We start from the raw sequence: 19,309 nt of genomic DNA on the forward strand, positions 1-19,309 counted from the left end.
ACGCCCCGGTGTAAGGACTCAATCATGAAAACATTAAAACATTGGCAATGGGATTCTGCTCAGGGGAACGAAGTGATCCTTCGTTGTGATACCAAGCATACCCTGCATATTTTTGTCCTCGAGCCCGATATCTTTCGCGTGTTAGTCAAAAAAAATGAAAGTTTACGCCTCGACAGAACCTGGACCGTTTCCCCTGCCGCTGATGATATTGACTGGCATGGCCGGGCAAGAATATCGACGCAAGGCTATTCTCTGCCCGATTATCAGTTAAAACACGATGAAAATTCGGTGGAAATCGCAACGGATAAACTGAAGCTAACCATCACACAACCATTACAGCTACACTGGCATTATCGTGCGCAGAATGACTGGCATCCCCTTGCCCATGATCGTAAAACCGGGGCGATTCAGCTTGCGACAAGTAGCGAAGGGATCGCCCACTTCATGCATCGGGGCGATAACGAGCATTACTTTGGCCTCGGAGAAAAGACCGGCGACCTCAACCGTGAAGGCCGTCGCTTTGAAATGCGTAACCTTGATGCGATGGGATACAATGCCAGCTCAACCGACCCGCTTTATAAGCACATCCCGTTTTACATCACCCGCACCCCACACAATGTCAGCTACGGTCTGTTCTACGATAACCTTGCCAGTTGCTGGTTCGACTTGGGCAATGAGCTCGACAACTATCACGTCAAATACCGCAGCTATCGCGCCGAAGACGGGGATCTGGATTTCTACTTTATTCTTGGCCCGCAAGTCATTGACGTGACCCGCTCGTTCGTCAAATTAACCGGCGGTACCATCTTCGGCCCGAAGTGGAGTTTAGGTTACAGCGGTTCGACCATGCGTTATACCGACGAGCCGAATGCACAAGAACTGCTGGAGAGCTTTGTTGATCAGTGCGCAGCCCATCAGATCCCGTGCGACTCTTTCCAACTCTCGTCAGGCTATACCTCGATTGGCGATAAGCGTTATGTCTTTCACTGGAATCACGACAAAGTTCCTAACCCGAACGCGATGTCGGACTACTTCCACCAGCATGGCTTGAATCTTGCGGCAAACATCAAACCCTGTTTACTGCATGATCACCCGATGTATCAGGATGTCAGACAGCAAGGGCTGTTTATTCAGGATTCGGAAAGCGACACACCGGAAATCTCCGTTTTCTGGGATGCCGAGGGATCTCACCTCGATTTTACCAACCCGAAAACGGTAGATTGGTGGAAAAATAATGTGACAACACAACTACTTGAGAAAGGCATCGACGCAACGTGGAACGACAACAATGAATATGAAATATGGGATCGCGATGCGCGCTGTTGCGGGTTTGGCAATCCGATTCCGGTAAGCTTAATCAGACCGTTGCAACCGCTGTTGATGATGAAGGCGTCGTACCATGCCCAGCGAGAATTCGCCCCACAATTACGGCCTTATCTGATCTCCCGTTCAGGATGTCCCGGCATGAACCGATATGTCCAGACCTGGAGCGGAGACAACCGGACCAATTGGACGAGCCTCAAATACAACATCAAAATGGGCTTGGGCATGAGCTTATCGGGTTTGTACAACATGGGTCATGATGTCGGTGGTTTCTCCGGTGATAAGCCCGATCCTGAACTCTTTGTTCGTTGGGTCCAAAATGGTGTGATGCATCCGCGCTTTACCATTCACTCATGGAATGATGACGGAACGGTCAATGAACCGTGGATGTACCCGGAAGTCATCCCCATTATTCGTCAAGCCATGGCATTGCGTTATCAACTGATGCCTTATCTTTATGATGCCCTGTGGCTCGCGCACCATGACCATCAACCCATGCTGCGTCCGACCTTCCTCGACCATGAACATGATGCTCAGACTTGGGTGGAAAATGATGACTTCATGCTCGGTCAGTCTCTGCTGGTTGCCTCGGTGGTTGAACCTAACCAACGCCAGCGTGAAGTTTATCTGCCGGACAATCTGCTGGGATGGTATGACTTCTATACCCATCAGTGGTTCAGCGCCGGACAAACCGTCACCCTACCCGCTGCGTTAGAAACGATTCCACTCTTGGTTAAAGCCGGTTGCGTGTTGCCACTCAACCCGGAAGTGGGGCTCGCCAACACGCAACATGACAAACAACGTGTCCTGTTGGTTTTCCCTGCGCAAGGGGTCCATCATTTCTCCCAAACCATTTTTGATGATGACGGAGAAAGTTATGCCTATCAGGATGGTCAGTATGCCGAGTTGTCTGTCGCTGTGACAACCGATGCCAAAACAGTTCAGGTCTCCGTCTCTAAATCTGGTGATTTTCAACCGGATTACGACCAAGTCGAGATTCAACTACCGATAACAGAGCACCGACAACTGATCGTCAACGGTCAAGTGACTGAAAACCGGCATCGTATTTCAATCTGAGAAGAGAGCAACATGAAGACTATTGCGAATACACAACTGAATTCAGGCGTATCTTTACCGACCTATGATCGCAGCCGTCTGGTAACGCGCATCGTTCACTTAGGATTCGGCGCATTCCACCGCGCCCATCAGGCACTTTTTACCCATGAAATGTTACAAAAAACCGCCAGCGACTGGGGGATCTGCGAAGTCAGTCTCTTTACCAGTGAAGATTTGATCACTGCCCTGCGTCATCAGGATCACTGCTATACCGTCGCAGAAAAAGGGGCTCAGAAAACGACAGTCAAAGTGATCGGTGCCGTGACCGAGTCATGTCATCCGAAGTTGGACAGTATTGAAGCGGTACTGGAGAAAATGGCGGAACCGCAAGTGGCAATCGTCTCGATGACCATCACCGAGAAAGGCTACTGTATCGATCCGGCAACCGGTCAGTTAGATTTAAATAACTCACTGATTCAGCAGGATTTAAAAACCCCGAACACGCCAAAATCCGCATTGGGATATATTGTTGAAGCACTGAGAAGACGGCGTGAGCGCGGATTGTCGCCTTTTACGGTCATGTCATGCGATAACATCCAGGAAAACGGGCATGTCGCCAAAGCAGCAGTGCTTGAATTTGCCCAACAACTTGATCCTCAGCTTCGTCTCTGGATCGAAACCCATGCGACTTTCCCTTGTACCATGGTCGATCGCATTGTTCCGGCAGCAACTGCGGACACGCTCGATGAAATTGCGACATTACTGGGCTGCTCTGATCCGTGTGCGATTGCCTGTGAGCCATTCCGTCAATGGGTGATTGAAGATAACTTCGCTGCCGGGCGTCCCGAATGGGATGTGGCGGGCGCAGAGTTTGTTGACGATGTCGTCCCCTATGAGGAGATGAAACTGAGAATGCTCAACGGAAGCCATTCGTTTCTTGCTTATCTCGGCTACCTCGGTGGCTATGAGCATATCTCTGACACGATGACAGATGCAGGCTACCGTCAGGCTGCTTTCGACATGATGCTTAAAGCGCAGGCTCCATCACTCAATATGCCGCAAGGCACCGACCTGACAGCCTATGCCACCCAGCTGATTGAACGTTTCAGCAACCCAAGCCTCAAGCACCGCACTTGGCAAATTGCGATGGACGGCAGTCAGAAAATTCCACAGCGTCTCGGCCATAGTCTGAGATATCATCTTCAACATGGCAGTGATTTTTCGTGGATCGCAACCGGCATTGCAGGCTGGATGCGTTATGTTGCCGGTGTCGATGAACACGGCAAGGAGATTGATGTACGCGATCCGATGGCCAAGCAACTCCGTGAAATCTGCGATCAACATGGACTCAATGTATCCGTGGTCCCGGCCTTACTCGGTGTGACGGCAATCTTTCCTCGAGAGCTGGGTCAAAACCCACAAGTCATCGAAGCGGTCAGCCGCGCTTATCAATCATTATTGGAGCATGGTGCACGCGCAACGGTCGCAGCACTGTCAGGAGAAGCATAATGAAACATTTTATGGATGAAGACTTTCTGCTGAAGACAGAAACAGCGCGTCGTCTCTATCATGAATACGCCAGTCATCAACCCATCTATGATTATCACTGTCACTTAAGTCCGGCGGAGGTTGCCAGTGATCGTCAATTCGATAACCTGACCCAAATCTGGCTAGCCGGAGATCACTACAAATGGCGAGCCATGCGCTCTGCCGGTATCGCTGAGCAGCAGATTACCGGTAATGCCAGCGACTACGACAAATATCTCGCTTGGGCGGCTACCGTGCCACAAACCTTGGGCAATCCGCTCTACCACTGGACGCATCTCGAATTGCGCCGTCCATTTGGCATCACCCATACCTTACTCGGCCCTCAAACGGCACAGTCAGTCTGGGAGCAGTGTAACGAGCAACTGGCAACACCGGCATTCTCCGCCCGGGGAATTATGCAGCAAATGAATGTCGTCATGGTCGGGACCACCGATGATCCGATCGATTCACTCAAACACCATCAAACCATTGCGCAGGATCGCGATTTTGATGTTGCTGTCTGCCCGAGCTGGCGTCCCGACAAAGTATTTAAAATTGAGCAAGATGGGTTCGCAGACTACATCCACAAGCTCGGTGAAGTCGCAGATATCAATATTGAACACTTTAGTGACTTACAGAACGCTCTCGATAAACGTCTGGCTCATTTCGATGCCCACGGTTGCCGTGCGGCAGACCACGGTATCGACACGATGCGCTATGCGCCCATTCCAGATGAAAAAGTCCTCGATAGACTGCTGACACGTCGCTGCAATGGTGAAACGCTCTCTGAATTGGAATGTGCTCAATTTTCAACGGCTGTACTCGTCTGGCTGGGCCAGCGCTATGCCGCGCTTGGCTGGGTAATGCAGTACCACATTGGCGCACAGCGCAACAATAATAGTCGGATGTTTACCCGGCTCGGCCCGGATTCGGGTTTCGATTCCATCGGTGATCGCCCGTTTGCATTCGAACTGGCTCACCTCTTGGATGAGATGGATCAGCTCAACGCCCTGCCCCGAACCATTTTGTATTGCCTCAATCCGAGAGATAACGAAATGATGGCGACCATGATTGGTAACTTTCAGGGCGGCGGGATTGCCGGCAAAATCCAGTTTGGTTCGGGCTGGTGGTTTAACGACCAGAAAGACGGGATGCAGCGCCAGATAGAGCAACTGTCACAACTTGGGTTACTCAGCCAGTTTGTCGGTATGCTGACCGATTCACGCAGTTTCCTCTCTTATACCCGACATGAGTATTTCCGACGAATTCTGTGCAACATGTTAGGCAACTGGGTTGAAAATGGTGAAATGCCGAATGATTTCTCGCTACTCGGCCCGATGGTTGAAAACATCTGTTTTGGCAATGCAAAACGCTATTTTGAAGCGCGGGATTAACCGAATCATCAAGCATCTTGCCATCATTGGTGAACGGTACATTCAGGTGGCTTGCTTTTCTCAACCAACAACGCGCTGGCCTGACAGAAAATATCTGAAACGGAACAAGCCTTGCTATTGCAAGGCTTTTGAGCTCCAATAGCGCAGCACGCTGATTCATTCCTTTATTTATCCTTGTGTAGAAAGACTCTTCCTCATTGAGGATCTATTCTCCCCACCGTATCGATAATACCGTCCTTCCAGTCAAACCTCCACATTCCTCAGATGGCTCTGTAGGACTGAGTGTATTAGGACCAGAGCATATGGCTACGACGCTGAAAACAATATCACCACCTTTAGAACCAAATTCGATGGTTATGTACCAAGACTCCATCATGAAATAGTTGAGTAATAAAACGATAAAATGAGTAACAAATAACACAATTACATAAAGAACAAAATAACACTTCGATATTATTAAAAACAACTTCACCCATTAAAAATTAATTAAAAGATTCATAAGCATATATTAACCGAATGAAAAATTACATAAAATGTAACAAAACAAATGATAATTTAACATTAAAAAACGCACATATAAATCAATTGGATAAAAAAACAATATGGCTATTTACATATCATTACGATGATAAAAAATAGTTAAACCCATACTTTTCATATACATAAAAAAACACCATCAAATTTAAACCAATTAGATGACAAGAGATAACAATGAAAATTAACAAATGTATCATCAACAAAGAAATAATTGAGTTTCCACTTGATAAAGAAAACCCTATATTAGACACCGCACTGAAATTTGGCATTGATTTACACTACAATTGCCGAGCTAGTTTCTGCGGCCGTTGTAAAGTGTTATTAAAGAAAGGGCAAGTTAATATGGACCATTCAGGGGGAATCTCTCGAACAGAAATAAAAGACAGCTATATTTTAGCTTGCTGTTCAACCCCCCTAACCCCAATTGAAATAGAGGTTATTAATTGATGCGTTACTTTTTATTTTTATGTCTTTATTCCATCAATTTTTCTGTTTTTTCATCCACTGATAACATACCTAAATTCAAAGAGTCATTGGTTCAAGCCGGAGACTATTATGTGGGTGATGTTTTTGGTCAACAGCCATATGAAAAACATACGAATGTGACGATAAAGTCTTTCTATATCATGCAAACTGAAGTCACACGCTCATTACTTGATCAGATTAAAAACTGGGCAATTCAAAATCATTTAGTTCAAGGGGAAACCATTAGAAAAATAAATCAAGAAGAATCAAACATAGCTGCTGCGAATGTATCATGGTGGGATGCGGTTATTTTCTCAAATATGCTCAGCCGTTATTCCAAGCTTACTCCTTATTATTTAGACAAAAATAATAATCCCATATTTGAACGCCCCAAAGATGGGATTGTCATCGTGGATGACTCCGCTTCTGGTTATCGCCTTCCCAGTATTTTTGAGTGGCAAATTGCGGCTCGGGGGGGACAAGAAGCATTAAAAAGTCAGACTTATGGAACACGATTCGCGGGCTCAGATCAACCAGATACGGTCGGGTGGTTTCCAACGGATGATTTATCACAACAAGAAATTCCCTATATTGTCGGACAGAAACAACCCAATGAACTGAATCTGTTTGATATGTCCGGTAATGTCGCAGAATGGACCGGAGAAGCCTTTAATCTCGATGGTAACAACATCCTTTACTACTACTGTGGTGGGAGTTTTATTATCAGCGATGACTCTCTGGCAAATTGCGATATCCATTCCCGTCATCATAAAAGACCTGACTTAGGATTCCGGTTAGTGAGATATGCCTTCCAGCCTTAAACTCCCGAGACAGACACTGTGAGAAATCTATTTTGAATCATGCCTACCGATATTATATTGGCGTCCTGATTGCTGTCATCCTATGGGGAAGCAATTTTGTGGTGATAAAAATCGCACTACAGCAAGTGGACACATTAGCGTTACTCTCGATTCGTTTTGTGTTGAGTACGATGATTCTTGGCGGGGTCTGCCTTTTCAGACGGCAATCGGCCACATCAATGTCATTAAAAAACTATATGTTTCTCTTTTTCCTTGGGATACTCGGTATTGCAGGGTTTAATCTGGGACTTTTTTATGGGCTTAACGACACATCACCGATCCATGCGTCACTTATTGTGTCTCTTTCACCATTGATGACCTTATTTATTGCCAGTCGCTTTCACATAGAGCGAGTCAATCTCTCTCACGTCATCGCGCTTTTACTCTGTATGCTTGGGGTTTTTCTGGTGATTGGTTCACCACTGGATCATAGCTGGCTGATGATTAAAGGCGATTTAATCATTTTTGTCGGCACACTTTCTTGGAGCGTCTATACCATTTTTTCCACAAAAATCAGATCTCAAATCGAGCCACTTCAGTTAACATTCGTGGTGATGTTTTTTGGCTCAATTTGTATTGTCTTACTGAGCTCATCTCATCTGAACTTGTTCCGCGTATTGACAGAAATAAACACTCAGGCTTGGGGGCTCATTCTATATATGGCGATATTTACAACCTGCATTCCTCACCTCTTGTGGGTTCACTCCGTGAGAAAAATCGGCCCCACCGAGTCCTCATTATTTTTTAACTTAATTCCGGTTTTTGCCACTATCTTCGCTATGTTTACCGGTTTCATTCCTGATCAATACCAAATCACCGGAATTATCATCTCATTTGCAGGTTTGGCGATTCCTAGCTTATATACCTATATGATCAACCGCACTCATTTAGCAACCCAAAAAGAGGCGGCCAACAAATGAGATGTCTATACTTAATTGTACTGCTCTTATCTCCTTTATATGCTTACTCTTCAGCCACTTTCTTCGAGTTAAACAGTGGCTTGAACCAGATAGATTTAAACGCTGATGGCATCCCCGATGCTGTTTTTTATGCAAGGTTTGATAACAACACATCTCATCCGGATCCGACCCTCTCGGTTTATATCAAGAATAACGATGCAACCTACTCGATTGTACCGACACCGGCAGGTGACCGGTTCACACTCTTTGGTATCAATGTCTCGGTTTCCAATGTGTTGGTGAGGAGTTTCGGTTTTATCAAAACATCAAAGCAGGTCTATCTGGTGGTTGCAGTTAAATCCGGAGACTCGCCCCATTTAAAACAGTTCTTCAAATTCAAACGCTATCAAATTGAAAAGAATCTGGAACACCCGGGAATTGCGCTATATGGCTGGACCCAAGTCGGGGAAAAAATAAGCAAAAATAAATACATGTCAGCAGATGTAGCGATCCGCGAGTGCCCCAAAACATGTTTTGAATAGCCGAACAAGAAAGAAAGCCTTGCAAGCAAGGCTTCTTTTAATCACTAACGCAACAGAATATGATCATTGATGAGTTTCGTCATCATTGATTGTGATGTGGCATGAATAATTCCGATACAATATATCTTAAATATTATATCTTTTTGATTTTATTCAATAGTTGATCATAGTAACGTTCTGCCGTTTGCAAGCGAAGCAAGCTACCTTGATAAAAATCCTGTTTTGCATCAGGGTAAGCGTCAACAATGACGTCAATCACTTTGTACAACCAATCGTCACCATGCTTAATATCAACGGTGATATGTTCATTGTAATAGTGTACATCGCCACTGAGTAAACCTAATCGGTAACAGCCTTTAACTAACTTCATGTATTGCGGTGGGTCAAGCACCTCAGTCATCGCCATAACGCCTAACAACTTATAATAGTGCTTACGATTAATTCCCCCAAGCATAAATGCATTATGACCCGCTAATCCAGCTTCATCATACAAATCCACATAATGGTTTGTCGGTAGCTGAATATCTTGACGACTGAGAACATCTTTATATAGGTTGACATGAGTATAAAAGTTATCACCGTGACCGACTTCATCCCACAAATTCTCACTAATCGTACCCCGGGTATTCTGCTCGGCACCAATAAGCGTGTATGCAACGAGATCAAAGAAGATTAAGTTTAGAGCACTGTCGCTTTTGAGAAAGAGAATCAATTGTTCTTTAGTCGATTTCTTTTCCAAGAAGTCGAAAAGTTCATGATGCGAAGCGATATGATTTGTCCATACAGATTTCAAATATTCGCCAAAGCTGCTATCTGTAGCAGAATAAGTCATCGTAGGAGAATTAGAAAATTCATGTTCCAACCACTTTGATTCAATTTTCATTCTAAGCGTACAAACTAAAGGATCGTATTGCATTTTAGCTGGCTCAGAGAGCGGATGAACGAGATTAATTTGATAGATCATGAATAATATATTTTGGACAATTTTTTGTGCTGTATTATCACCATCAACAAAAGCTTTTATAACAAGGTCATCAATTACATTTAGCAAACTATCCCTTTCATGATTATCAATAGAAACGCCATTTATAAACATTTGAAACTTATTTGTTATCCCAAATTCATCATTTGAAAATGATGATTCAACTTGCATCTTATTGAACATAATAAAATCCCTTTCATTCTTATTAAATTACACAAAATAGTGTTCAATAAAAACCAAAAATATATTAAAAACATTGATTTAAATCAATACAATCACGTTATTACAAATAGTAAACATTACCTAACAACTCATTAAAACAGAAGATAATATACAAATAAAAAATGATATTAAAAATAATATTTATATTTCGTCTGATTAATGAGAACCAACTGTGAAAGTAAACAATATTACAACAAATGAATTATGTGACTATAGTCACCAATACACAACTGTCCCCTGTTGTATATTAATAATTATTTAAATGGATATTGTAATGCCATATTTTTTATTAATCCTTGCTGCCATGTTTTGGGGTGGTAATTATGTTGTTGGTCATATACTCGTTGCCCAAGCAGACCCGATTGTTATGACTGAAGCACGATGGTTACTCACTGCGATATTACTTGGATTTTTGTATTTCAACCAAGTTAAAAACAATTTAAACAAGATAAGAAACTGTTTTATTGCAATAATATTTCTTTCTGTTTTTGGGCAGGTTCTGTTTCCACTAACACTCTATATCGGACTACAAACCACTACATCATTGAATGCTGCAATATATATGTCAGCGACACCGGGGATTGTGTTAATTATCAATGGCGTCATATTCAGAGATAAAATTACATTGAATAATATTCTGGGTGTTATTTTGAGTACATTTGGCGTTTTCTTTTTAGTGATGAAAGGCAATGTGAGCGATACTCGAATCTTCCATCATATCAATACCGGTGATCTATGGGCTATGGGGTCGGCCTTAAGCTGGGCATTTTATTGTTCTTTCTTACGGCTAAAAGACAAAACGATCCCCAGTAATGCTTTCGTCACTGTCAGCTCTTTTACAGGCGCAGTCATCTTAGTACCAATTGTCTGGTACTACACCACGACTCAATCTCCTATCAGTCTATCAGCCTATACTCATGGTAGTTTTCTGGCTGGTCTGCTGTATTTAGTACTCTTTCCGTCTTGGTTATCTTATGTCTTTTGGAACAAAGGTATCGGAGAGATCGGCGCGACAAGAGGAGAAATCTACACGCATATCATCCCTTTATCAGGCGGTATATTCAGTATCGTTTTTCTGGACGTTCAATTAAAGAGTTACCATATTGTCAGTGCGTTGCTCATTGGGGTTGGAATCTGGTTTTGTTCAAAAAAACTCAAACCAAAATCGAGTCTGACCTCCCCGCTTGAGCATAAATGATCAATTTAGCATTCGCAGATGTGCGATCCGCAAATACCTCAAGGCCTTCTTTGAATAGCCAAACCAGACCACAAAAAAAACCAGCGATCACTCGCTGGCTTTCTATTCTTATTGGTCTTTCTTATTCGTCATCATCTTCATCATCGTCAGGATAAAGGGCATCTTCCCCTTCGTAATACGTCCCCCAACCATCATAGATAATGTCGAATTTCTCCGCCAGATGGATTAATTTTTCAGCCTGCTCATCAATGGCTTCGGCATTCAGGGCTGACTGCATGGTTGCATCGCAGCAAAACAGCATTTGCCCGTCTTCTTCGTCTTCAACTTCTTCGGCTTCCAACACCTCAAATCCCATTTTAAACGCTTCAACAGCGGCTTTTTCAAGCTGCTCAAATGTCTCCGCAAACAGGTGATGTTCAATCTCATAGAGCGCTTCAGGGTCACTGCCATCTTCAAGGAGTGCCGCAATAATTTCTCGGGTATCTTCTTTCTGTAATTCGATCAACGACTCAACAGAAACATAATCGTCTTCATGGGACATGTTCATACTCCAGCTTGATATTGAAAAATATTGATGATTAATCCGTCCCACCAACAGTAATTGCATCGAGTTTTAAGGTTGGTTGCCCGACACCGACCGGTAAACTTTGTCCGGATTTACCACACACGCCAACCCCTTTATCAATTTGTAAATCATTGCCGACCATCGAGACTTGTTGCATCGCTTCAATCCCGGAACCGATCAATGTTGCCCCTTTGATGGGGCGTGTGATTTTGCCGTTTTCGATCAAATAGGCTTCAGATGCCGAAAACACAAACTTTCCGGAGGTAATATCCACCTGACCACCACCAAAGTTTGGGGCATACACGCCTTTCTCAACCGTTGAAATAATTTCTTCCGGTGTATGCTGACCGGGAAGCATATAGGTATTGGTCATCCGAGGCATCGGCAGATGCGCATAAGACTCCCGGCGGCCATTGCCGGTCGGTGCCATTCCCATCAGGCGTGCATTGAGTTTATCTTGCATATAGCCTTTCAGCACACCATTTTCGATCAGGACATTATACTGCCCCTGAACCCCTTCATCATCAATATTCAAGGATCCGCGGCGATCTTTTAACGTGCCGTCATCAACGATGGTACAAAGATCCGAGGTGACTTTCTGCCCGATCTTACCGGAAAATACGGAAGATCCTTTGCGGTTAAAATCGCCTTCAAGCCCATGCCCGACAGCTTCATGTAATAATACGCCCGGCCAACCGGCCCCGAGAACCACTGGCATCGTCCCGGCAGGGGCAGCAACAGCTTCCAGATTAACTAATGCCTGACGAATCGCTTCATCCGCAAATTCATAGGCGACAGCCATACCGTCACGCTCGGTGAGAAAATAGTCATAACCGACCCGGCCACCGCCGCCGGCACTGCCTCGCTCACGTCGGTCGCCTTTTTGTGCCAGTACACTGATTGACAGTCTGACTAACGGGCGCGTATCACCGGCGTATGTACCATCCGTGGCGGCAACCAAGACTTGTTCATAGACACCACTCAAACTGATCGAGACTTCTTGAACCAACGGTTCTTTGGTACGGATATAAGCATCTAATGCTTTCAGCAATTCAGTCTTCTGTTGTTTCTGCCAGCTATCCAGCGGATTATCCATACCATAATAATCTTGGGAATTTTTGCGGGAAAATGGTCGGATCCGCTGCTGCCCGGTTTGCCCTTGTTGAGCAATTCCTCTTGCAGCAACTGCGCTCTGCTGTAGCGCCTCTTCCGTTAACTGATCTGAATAGGCAAAACCCGTTTTTTCACCACTGACCGCACGGACACCAACGCCCCGATCAATATTGAAAGATCCGTCTTTAATCAGCCCATCTTCCAGAACCAGCGATTCATGCCAACTGGACTGAAAATACAGATCCGCATAATCGATCTGCCGGACCATCATATTCGACAAGGTTTGCTCTATGAATTGTTCAGAAAGCCCGGTCGGATGAAGCAGTGCTTTTTCTATATGTTCAATTGTCATAATTCGCTCTTCTGTTCCAAAAACTGATTGCTAAATCGTGTATGAGATAATACTGGCATTGAGGTTCTCACCTGAGCTAACAAATCAAGATCAAGATCAACGACTAATGTCGCGGCGCTTTGCGCCAGACTTGCCACGATCTCGCCCCAAGGGTTAATGACCATTGAATGTCCCCAAGTCTCCCGGCCCCCCTCATGAACACCACACTGATTGACAGCAACCACCCAACATTGGGTTTCAATCGCTCGGGCCCTCAGGAGAATCTCCCAGTGAGCCCATCCGGTCACTGCAGTAAATGCGGCCGGTACTAAGATAATCTGGGCGCCCTGCTGGCGTAGCATGGCGTAGAGATGAGGGAACCGCACATCATAACAAATCGAAAGCCCCAACTCACCAAACGGTGTTGACGCCAGCCGAACTTCTGAGCCGGCAAGAAAGGTATCCGACTCACGATAATGCTGATGACCATCCGCAACATCAACGTCAAACATATGCAGCTTATCATAAGATGTGACGCGCTGACCGTCAGAGGAATATACCAGCAGCGTCGTCGTTACACCCTGTGGCGTTCTCACCGGAAAGCTACCAATAATCAGCCAAACTGAAAACGTTTTGGCAATTCGGCTCAAAGCATCCTGTAAAGGACCGCCCCCCAAGACCTCAGCATGATGATGATAATCCTGTTTGGAGCCGAAAACGATGGCATTTTCAGGTGTCACTATCCACTCAGCACCCTGCCCAGATAACGCTTCCACCTGTGCTTCAATCCATCGAATGTTGTGCTCCGGATCAGGTCCGGATGTCATCTGAATTAAACCGACTCGGCTCATTGGGTCGCTCCTTGTTGACGTTGCTGTGCTTCTTCGCGTAATTTTTCCGGTAGTTTGAATTCACCTTTACTCCGGGAGATCTCTTTGACCACAGGTTTATCAATCGGCCCTTTCACTTCATAATTGACCTCGGTAAATACCTCAACCACCGGGGAAATTACCGTCGTAATTGCCAGCACATAAAGTGCTGTCACAGGATTCACGGCAAAAGCACTGAGAACCGGTATGCCAGAAGTGACATCCGGCACAAAATGAACTTCCGCATCGATGTTATTGGCATTCAGGTCAACGAGACCTTTAATACTCATATTGCCGGCCAAAGCATCCATCTCAATATTATTGGTGACGAACACGCCCTGTGATATTTCGCCGCTTCCTTCAATAGAGTCAAATGCCATTCCCTGATCAAACACATCACTGAAATCGAGCTGCATCTTACGAATAATGGAATCTAAACTAAACAACCCAAGGAAACGGGCCGCACCACTGACATCGGAGATAATGCCTTTACCCAGTTTTGAGCTGACCGAACCTTTGAGAGTATCGATTTGAGCGGCCCAGGGTGCGCCGTCCCATGCCAATTGTGTCTTGATCGAGAACGGTGCATTCTGAATCCCCGAAGAGATACCAAACCGCTCCATCAGGTCACTATTGTTATCACCTTTCAGATCCATGTTTAGCACAGTATGGGACTGTTTCCCATCCAGTGTCCACTGGCCATTGGCATGAATTTCATTACTGCCACTGACGATATCAATATTCTTCCATAACAGTTCTTTCCCGTGGCGTTGGAAATCCATGTTCAAACGACCAACTTTATACCCCTGAAACCAGAAATCTTGGATCACCAAAGTCAGGTTGGGCATCAGCTGATGAAACTGACGATCAAAACGGGTAATGAGACGTTCATTTGGACGGGATTCATCAATAAATAACGAATCGTGCTCTTTGCGCTTTTCCAACGCAGGAATGTAGAGATGCAGTTGATCCAACGCCACACTCAAATCATAGGGAGCAATATAATTGGCTTTCCCCTGCACTTCCTGACTCTGGACATTCATACGCCAGCCAAAACTTTTATGGCGGGCCAGAAAATCCACATCATGCCATTCCAGTGTCGCCAGCGTCAGATCTTTCACCTGCATTTCGATATGATCCGGTATCGGAAGCGCCGGCATTGACATGGCTTGATTGGTGCTGGCTTTCGGTGCGCCGGTGGACGTCGCTTCATCGGTCAACAATCCAATCCATTGATCGAGATCGAAGTGATCCAAACGGATTGTGGCTGAATGTCCGACAATCGGGCTCACTTTAAAGCTGCCATTCCCTAAAATCAGGTTGGTTGCCGTAAGCACCGGCTCGGATTGGGTGACATCGATTTCCGTCTGATACTTAGCCTGAGGCAGTTGAAGCCGGGCACTGATCGTTTCCTGATTACCGGAAATCTGTAATACCGCTTTTCCCTGTTGCTGAGCCTTTTTATTCAACGGATAAGGATACTGACTGGCAATTGATTTCAAATCCGTATTCAGATTGGCCTGATAAGAGAAACCAATGTCATTGAGCTGAATATCAATCCCCATTCCCCATGCAGCATGGCCGGAAAGCGGTGCAATCCATTTTTGACCGACATAAGATGCCAAGGGCGTCACTTCCCAATCACCAACCGTATCAATATGAACATTGTACCCTTTGCTGCCGCTTTCTCCCTGGAAATCCAATGAAACTGGTTGACCAAGCATTTCGCCCTGCAAGGCGGAAGCCGTCACGACATCATTATCGAAACGAATCCGTCCGGATACTTTGCGCAAATCAAGCGAGGGGGATTGAATGTCAACCTCATTATTCTTGAGATCTGCCCATCCCCATGCTCTCGGCTCCTGATCGCTTTCAAAAGGAATATTGAGCTGAAATTCAGATTGGATCTTACCGTTGACCTGTACTGTGGTTAATGCCGCACCGACCGAATTAACCAACGGAGTCGATGTCATGAAATCACGCAACGCGTTGCCTTGAGCTTCGGCTCTTGCTTCAATTTCAATATGGCCTGAATCGGTTAAAAGCGGAATCCGCCCGGTAATGCGTCGAGCATTCACATCCATCAGATGCGCTTGTCTTGAATCCAGATACATCGATTCATTCTGAAACAGTAAGTTAAGCTGTAGATCCGTTAAAGGTGGCCATGCAGTATCGTAACTGAACCGGGCATTTTTTAATCCGACCCAAGCCTGAAAAATGCCGTCATTTCGCTGATAAGGGAAGTCATCTAAACGCCCGTACCACAAGATTTTTGCCGTCTTGACTTCCCCGCCCTGAATCGCAGTCGACAGATAATCGGTCAATTCGTCGCCTAATGCACGGACCGGCAAATAACGCCACGTTTCTCCGGCCTGAAAGAGATCGACTTCGGTGTACAGTGACAGTAACGGACTCTGATCATGGAAAAAATCCAGTTTAAATTGACCGACAGTCTGTAAATCAGGCGTGCGTACAGCGACGTGATCTGACCATAGCGACCAACCATCGGCAGTCGATTGCCAGACTAAATTGACCTGACCTTTTTGGATAATTAACGGTGCCTGAAACACATCTCCGTAAGGGAGTGTGTCATCATCCAGATGGGCTCGAATCACAGCTTTGTCGGTCGTGCCACGGATACTCGCCTGAAGATGGTGAACTTCCGGTAACAAAGACCATTGCTGAATCGCCCCTTTGGACAGTTGCGCAGAATATTGTCGGATGCCCTGCATATCACCGGCTAAGCGAATATCATGCAACGTACCTTGTGGTTTCAGTTGTGCCAACATATCCTGTATTTGCTTGGACAAAGGCATACGTTTGATCAACGGCACCAATGAACCAATATTGATCTCGCCAATATTCATCAGCCAGTGATCGGGCTGCCATTTCATCAAAAAGTTAAGTTCCGGCCACTGTGTCTCATCCGTTTGTAATACCACCGACTGAGCTTGAATCACCATACCGTCTTGCTTGGGAATCAGCCGGAATATCCCTTCCTGCATATGCAAATGGTGCTGTTTTCCGCTTGCTGAATCCGGATGTTTATTCGCTGAATCCGACCAGAACAGATCAGAAGGATGAACCTGCACATAACCGTCTTTCGGAGTATTGTGTTCGAGGGTCAGCCAGCCATTGAAGCTCACCTGACCACGATGAAAACCCGTCTCTTTTTTCAGGTACTGACTTAGCCATGGACCAATACTGATATTGTCTGAACTGACATAAAACTGGCCAGAAATGTCGTGAAATGAGTCAAAATCTTCAAAGTCCGCACGAACAGAAAGGGAGTTAATACCGGTATTGGTGACACTCACCACGCCTTGGGCCTGATGGCGACGACCATTGTTCTGCCATTTCAGTTTGGCAATCTCCAACTGCCGGATATCACCCGCAAGCGACCGATAACGAATGGTCGAGTCCACAACCGAGAAGCCATCCAGCTGCCGTAGAAAGATATTGTCCAGCTGACGAATCGTTTCCTGTTGGATCTTTTCTTGCTCATCCCGATCACGGGAGTTATGGGGAGACTGCTGTTGAAACAGATCAACCGAACTGATATCGAGCTTTGACTGGTGAATCACTAAATTAGCAATCACCGGCTGCCACTGCAGCAGTGATTTAAATAAATCGAACTCAATATCGACCCGATCGGCTGCAAAATGAATATTCGATGTATCAGGTAAATGTGCCTGGAAGCCCGTCAAAGAAAGAGAAGGGTGACGATTACGCCAGAATCCTTGGATATCTTTGACTGAAAATTGAATTTCAGCCTGACGGTTCAACCATTCAGTCATCGGTATTTGATACTGATTCATATGAGGTAACGCCAGCCTCAACGCTGAAATCAGAATCGCAAGCAAAACCAATAGGCTCAATAAAAGCCATAGTGATGTCCGTACAAGACGAGAAACTATAAAACGCACAATACTCTACTCAGTTACGTCACATCATGACAACATCAAACTGTTCTTGGATATACAAAGGTTCCGCTTGGATCCGCACCTGTTTACCAATGAAGACTTCAAGTTCTGCCAACGCATGAGACTCATCCCCTTGTAAAGAATCAGCGACGGCTGGCGAAGCATATACGACAAAATTATCTGCATCATACGCACGGTTCACCCGGGTAATTTCACGCAAAATTTCAAAGCAAACGGTTTCAACAGTTTTGACTTGTCCGCGACCTTCACATGTTGGACAAGTCGAACACAAGACATGTTCAATACTTTCCCGCGTTCTCTTACGTGTCATCTCAACCAACCCTAAATGGGTGAAGCCATTAATATTGGTTTTGACCCGATCTTTACTCAGCGCCGTCTCTAAAGAAGCCAACACACGGCCCCGGTGCTCTTCTGAGACCATATCAATGAAATCAATAATAATAATGCCGCCCAGATTGCGTAACCGAAGTTGACGGGCAATCGCTTGGGTGGCTTCAATATTGGTGTTGAAAATCGTCTCTTCCAGATTACGGCGACCAACAAACGCCCCCGTATTGATATCAATGGTGGTCATGGCTTCGGTTTGATCGATGATCAGATAACCGCCGGATTTCAGTTCGACCTTACGCTCCAGAGAACGCTGGATTTCATTCTCGGTGTCGTACATATCGAAAATGGGTTTATCACCTTCATACAACACCAGTTTCTCGGTCAGTTCCGGTACATATTCAGAGGTAAACTCTTTGAGATTTTCAAACTCCAGACGAGAATCCACCAGAATTTTAGTGAGTTCAGTGCCGACAAAATCTCTGAGAATACGCTGTGATAATCCCAGTTCGCCATAAAGCGTGGTCCGCGTTTTATACTTTGCCCGCCGCTCCATGATTTTGCTCCACAAGCGCTTGAGAAAAGCCGCATCCTGAGACAGTTCTTTCTCATCAGCGCCTTCGGCAGCCGTACGAATAATAAAGCCCCCCAGCTCATCGCAATAATTTGCGACAATACTCTTGAGACGCTCTCTCTCGCATTCACTTTCAATTCGTTGGGAAACACCGACGTGGCTTGCGCCGGGCATAAAGACCAGATACCGGGAAGGTAACGTGATATCGGTCGTCAGACGAGCGCCTTTGGTTCCGAGCGGATCTTTGACAACTTGTACAACGATATCTTGTCCCTGACGGACCAGCTCAGAGATATCGCGCACCTGAAACTGCTGCTTCTCATTTTCCGCCACACATTCAGTGTGAGGAACAATATCCGAAGCATGCAGAAAAGCAGCCTTATCCAGACCGATATCCACAAATGCAGCCTGCATCCCGGGTAATACCCGACTCACTTTTCCTTTATAAATATTTCCGACGATACCGCGTTTTGCATCCCGTTCGATATGGATTTCCTGAAGGACGCCACCCTCTATCATCGCCACGCGACTCTCACTCGGAGTTACATTCAACAACAACTCTGCACTCATGAGCGCACCTC

Annotated in this window: 14 protein-coding genes; 8 read left to right on the top strand and 6 right to left on the bottom strand. The window is 45.5% G+C overall.

Annotated features, from left to right (window positions below):
• The first annotated feature begins 24 nt into the window (after positions 1 to 24).
• From OCV37_RS13180 to OCV37_RS13210, 7 genes are all read left to right on the top strand, one after another.
• Positions 25 to 2,400: a glycoside hydrolase family 31 protein gene (locus tag OCV37_RS13180; RefSeq protein WP_038185695.1), complete on the top strand. Its 2,376-nt coding sequence runs from the start codon at positions 25 to 27 to the stop codon at positions 2,398 to 2,400.
• Positions 2,401 to 2,412: 12 nt separating this feature from the next.
• Positions 2,413 to 3,888 carry a mannitol dehydrogenase family protein gene (locus tag OCV37_RS13185; RefSeq protein ID WP_038185696.1) on the top strand — a complete coding sequence of 492 codons (1,476 nt, stop codon included), beginning with the start codon at positions 2,413 to 2,415 and terminating at the stop codon, positions 3,886 to 3,888.
• Positions 3,888 to 5,300, top strand: a complete 1,413-nt coding sequence (uxaC, locus tag OCV37_RS13190) for a glucuronate isomerase (RefSeq protein WP_038185698.1) — start codon at positions 3,888 to 3,890, stop codon at positions 5,298 to 5,300. Before OCV37_RS13185 ends, uxaC begins: the two co-directional genes overlap by 1 nt.
• 711 nt (positions 5,301 to 6,011) lie before the next feature.
• Positions 6,012 to 6,284, top strand: a complete 273-nt coding sequence (locus OCV37_RS13195; RefSeq protein WP_038185699.1) for a 2Fe-2S iron-sulfur cluster-binding protein — start codon at positions 6,012 to 6,014, stop codon at positions 6,282 to 6,284.
• Positions 6,284 to 7,123, top strand: a complete 840-nt coding sequence (locus OCV37_RS13200; protein WP_038185701.1) for a formylglycine-generating enzyme family protein — start codon at positions 6,284 to 6,286, stop codon at positions 7,121 to 7,123. The genes OCV37_RS13195 and OCV37_RS13200 overlap by 1 nt, the downstream gene beginning before the upstream one ends.
• Before the next feature lie 98 nt (positions 7,124 to 7,221).
• On the top strand, positions 7,222 to 8,082 hold the full coding sequence (locus OCV37_RS13205) for a DMT family transporter (protein ID WP_157635096.1): 861 nt from the start codon (positions 7,222 to 7,224) through the stop codon (positions 8,080 to 8,082).
• Positions 8,079 to 8,603 carry a carbapenem self-resistance protein CarG family protein gene (locus OCV37_RS13210; protein WP_051680886.1) on the top strand — a complete coding sequence of 175 codons (525 nt, stop codon included), beginning with the start codon at positions 8,079 to 8,081 and terminating at the stop codon, positions 8,601 to 8,603. Before OCV37_RS13205 ends, OCV37_RS13210 begins: the two co-directional genes overlap by 4 nt.
• 133 nt (positions 8,604 to 8,736) lie before the next feature.
• On the opposite strand, the gene OCV37_RS13215 is transcribed toward OCV37_RS13210, so the two are convergent.
• Entirely contained in the window at positions 8,737 to 9,768 is a 1,032-nt protein-coding gene (locus OCV37_RS13215; RefSeq protein ID WP_038185704.1) for an iron-containing redox enzyme family protein, read from the bottom strand.
• Positions 9,769 to 10,081: 313 nt separating this feature from the next.
• Here OCV37_RS13215 and OCV37_RS13220 point away from each other — a divergent pair, with 313 nt between their 5' ends.
• Complete coding sequence (locus OCV37_RS13220; protein ID WP_038185706.1) at positions 10,082 to 11,005, top strand: DMT family transporter; 924 nt, start codon at positions 10,082 to 10,084, stop codon at positions 11,003 to 11,005.
• A gap of 121 nt (positions 11,006 to 11,126) precedes the next feature.
• On the opposite strand, the gene rraB is transcribed toward OCV37_RS13220, so the two are convergent.
• Genes rraB through rng form a run of 5 tightly spaced genes read right to left on the bottom strand, consistent with a single transcriptional unit; the run spans position 11,127 to position 19,298 of the window.
• Positions 11,127 to 11,546 (bottom strand): ribonuclease E inhibitor RraB, encoded by a 420-nt coding sequence (rraB, locus tag OCV37_RS13225; protein WP_038185709.1) that lies wholly within the window; start codon positions 11,544 to 11,546, stop codon positions 11,127 to 11,129.
• Between the two features lie 37 nt (positions 11,547 to 11,583).
• The gene (tldD, locus tag OCV37_RS13230; RefSeq protein WP_038185712.1) at positions 11,584 to 13,035 is read right to left on the bottom strand and encodes a metalloprotease TldD; all 1,452 of its coding nucleotides are present in this window, start codon (positions 13,033 to 13,035) and stop codon (positions 11,584 to 11,586) included.
• On the bottom strand, positions 13,032 to 13,865 hold the full coding sequence (locus OCV37_RS13235; RefSeq protein ID WP_038185715.1) for a carbon-nitrogen hydrolase family protein: 834 nt from the start codon (positions 13,863 to 13,865) through the stop codon (positions 13,032 to 13,034). The genes tldD and OCV37_RS13235 overlap by 4 nt, the downstream gene beginning before the upstream one ends.
• Positions 13,862 to 17,809 carry a YhdP family protein gene (locus OCV37_RS13240; RefSeq protein WP_051680887.1) on the bottom strand — a complete coding sequence of 1,316 codons (3,948 nt, stop codon included), beginning with the start codon at positions 17,807 to 17,809 and terminating at the stop codon, positions 13,862 to 13,864. The genes OCV37_RS13235 and OCV37_RS13240 overlap by 4 nt, the downstream gene beginning before the upstream one ends.
• 19 nt (positions 17,810 to 17,828) lie before the next feature.
• Entirely contained in the window at positions 17,829 to 19,298 is a 1,470-nt protein-coding gene (gene rng / locus OCV37_RS13245; protein ID WP_038185718.1) for a ribonuclease G, read from the bottom strand.
• Between the last annotated feature and the right edge of the window lie 11 nt (positions 19,299 to 19,309).

The organism is Vibrio rhizosphaerae (assembly GCF_024347095.1).
In the GTDB taxonomy this organism is placed as follows: domain Bacteria; phylum Pseudomonadota; class Gammaproteobacteria; order Enterobacterales; family Vibrionaceae; genus Vibrio; species Vibrio rhizosphaerae.

What these genes read in the sequence shown, in the direction of transcription:
- OCV37_RS13180 (WP_038185695.1), top strand. Translation starts at nt 25, where the DNA reads ATGAAAACATTAAAACATTGGCAATGGGATTCTGCTCAGGGGAACGAA.
- tldD (WP_038185712.1), bottom strand. Translation starts at nt 13,035, where the DNA reads ATGACAATTGAACATATAGAAAAAGCACTGCTTCATCCGACCGGGCTT.
- OCV37_RS13185 (WP_038185696.1), top strand. Translation starts at nt 2,413, where the DNA reads ATGAAGACTATTGCGAATACACAACTGAATTCAGGCGTATCTTTACCG.
- OCV37_RS13200 (WP_038185701.1), top strand. Translation starts at nt 6,284, where the DNA reads ATGCGTTACTTTTTATTTTTATGTCTTTATTCCATCAATTTTTCTGTT.
- rraB (WP_038185709.1), bottom strand. Translation starts at nt 11,546, where the DNA reads ATGTCCCATGAAGACGATTATGTTTCTGTTGAGTCGTTGATCGAATTA.
- OCV37_RS13235 (WP_038185715.1), bottom strand. Translation starts at nt 13,865, where the DNA reads ATGAGCCGAGTCGGTTTAATTCAGATGACATCCGGACCTGATCCGGAG.
- OCV37_RS13195 (WP_038185699.1), top strand. Translation starts at nt 6,012, where the DNA reads ATGAAAATTAACAAATGTATCATCAACAAAGAAATAATTGAGTTTCCA.
- OCV37_RS13210 (WP_051680886.1), top strand. Translation starts at nt 8,079, where the DNA reads ATGAGATGTCTATACTTAATTGTACTGCTCTTATCTCCTTTATATGCT.
- OCV37_RS13215 (WP_038185704.1), bottom strand. Translation starts at nt 9,768, where the DNA reads ATGTTCAATAAGATGCAAGTTGAATCATCATTTTCAAATGATGAATTT.
- uxaC (WP_038185698.1), top strand. Translation starts at nt 3,888, where the DNA reads ATGAAACATTTTATGGATGAAGACTTTCTGCTGAAGACAGAAACAGCG.
- rng (WP_038185718.1), bottom strand. Translation starts at nt 19,298, where the DNA reads ATGAGTGCAGAGTTGTTGTTGAATGTAACTCCGAGTGAGAGTCGCGTG.
- OCV37_RS13220 (WP_038185706.1), top strand. Translation starts at nt 10,082, where the DNA reads ATGCCATATTTTTTATTAATCCTTGCTGCCATGTTTTGGGGTGGTAAT.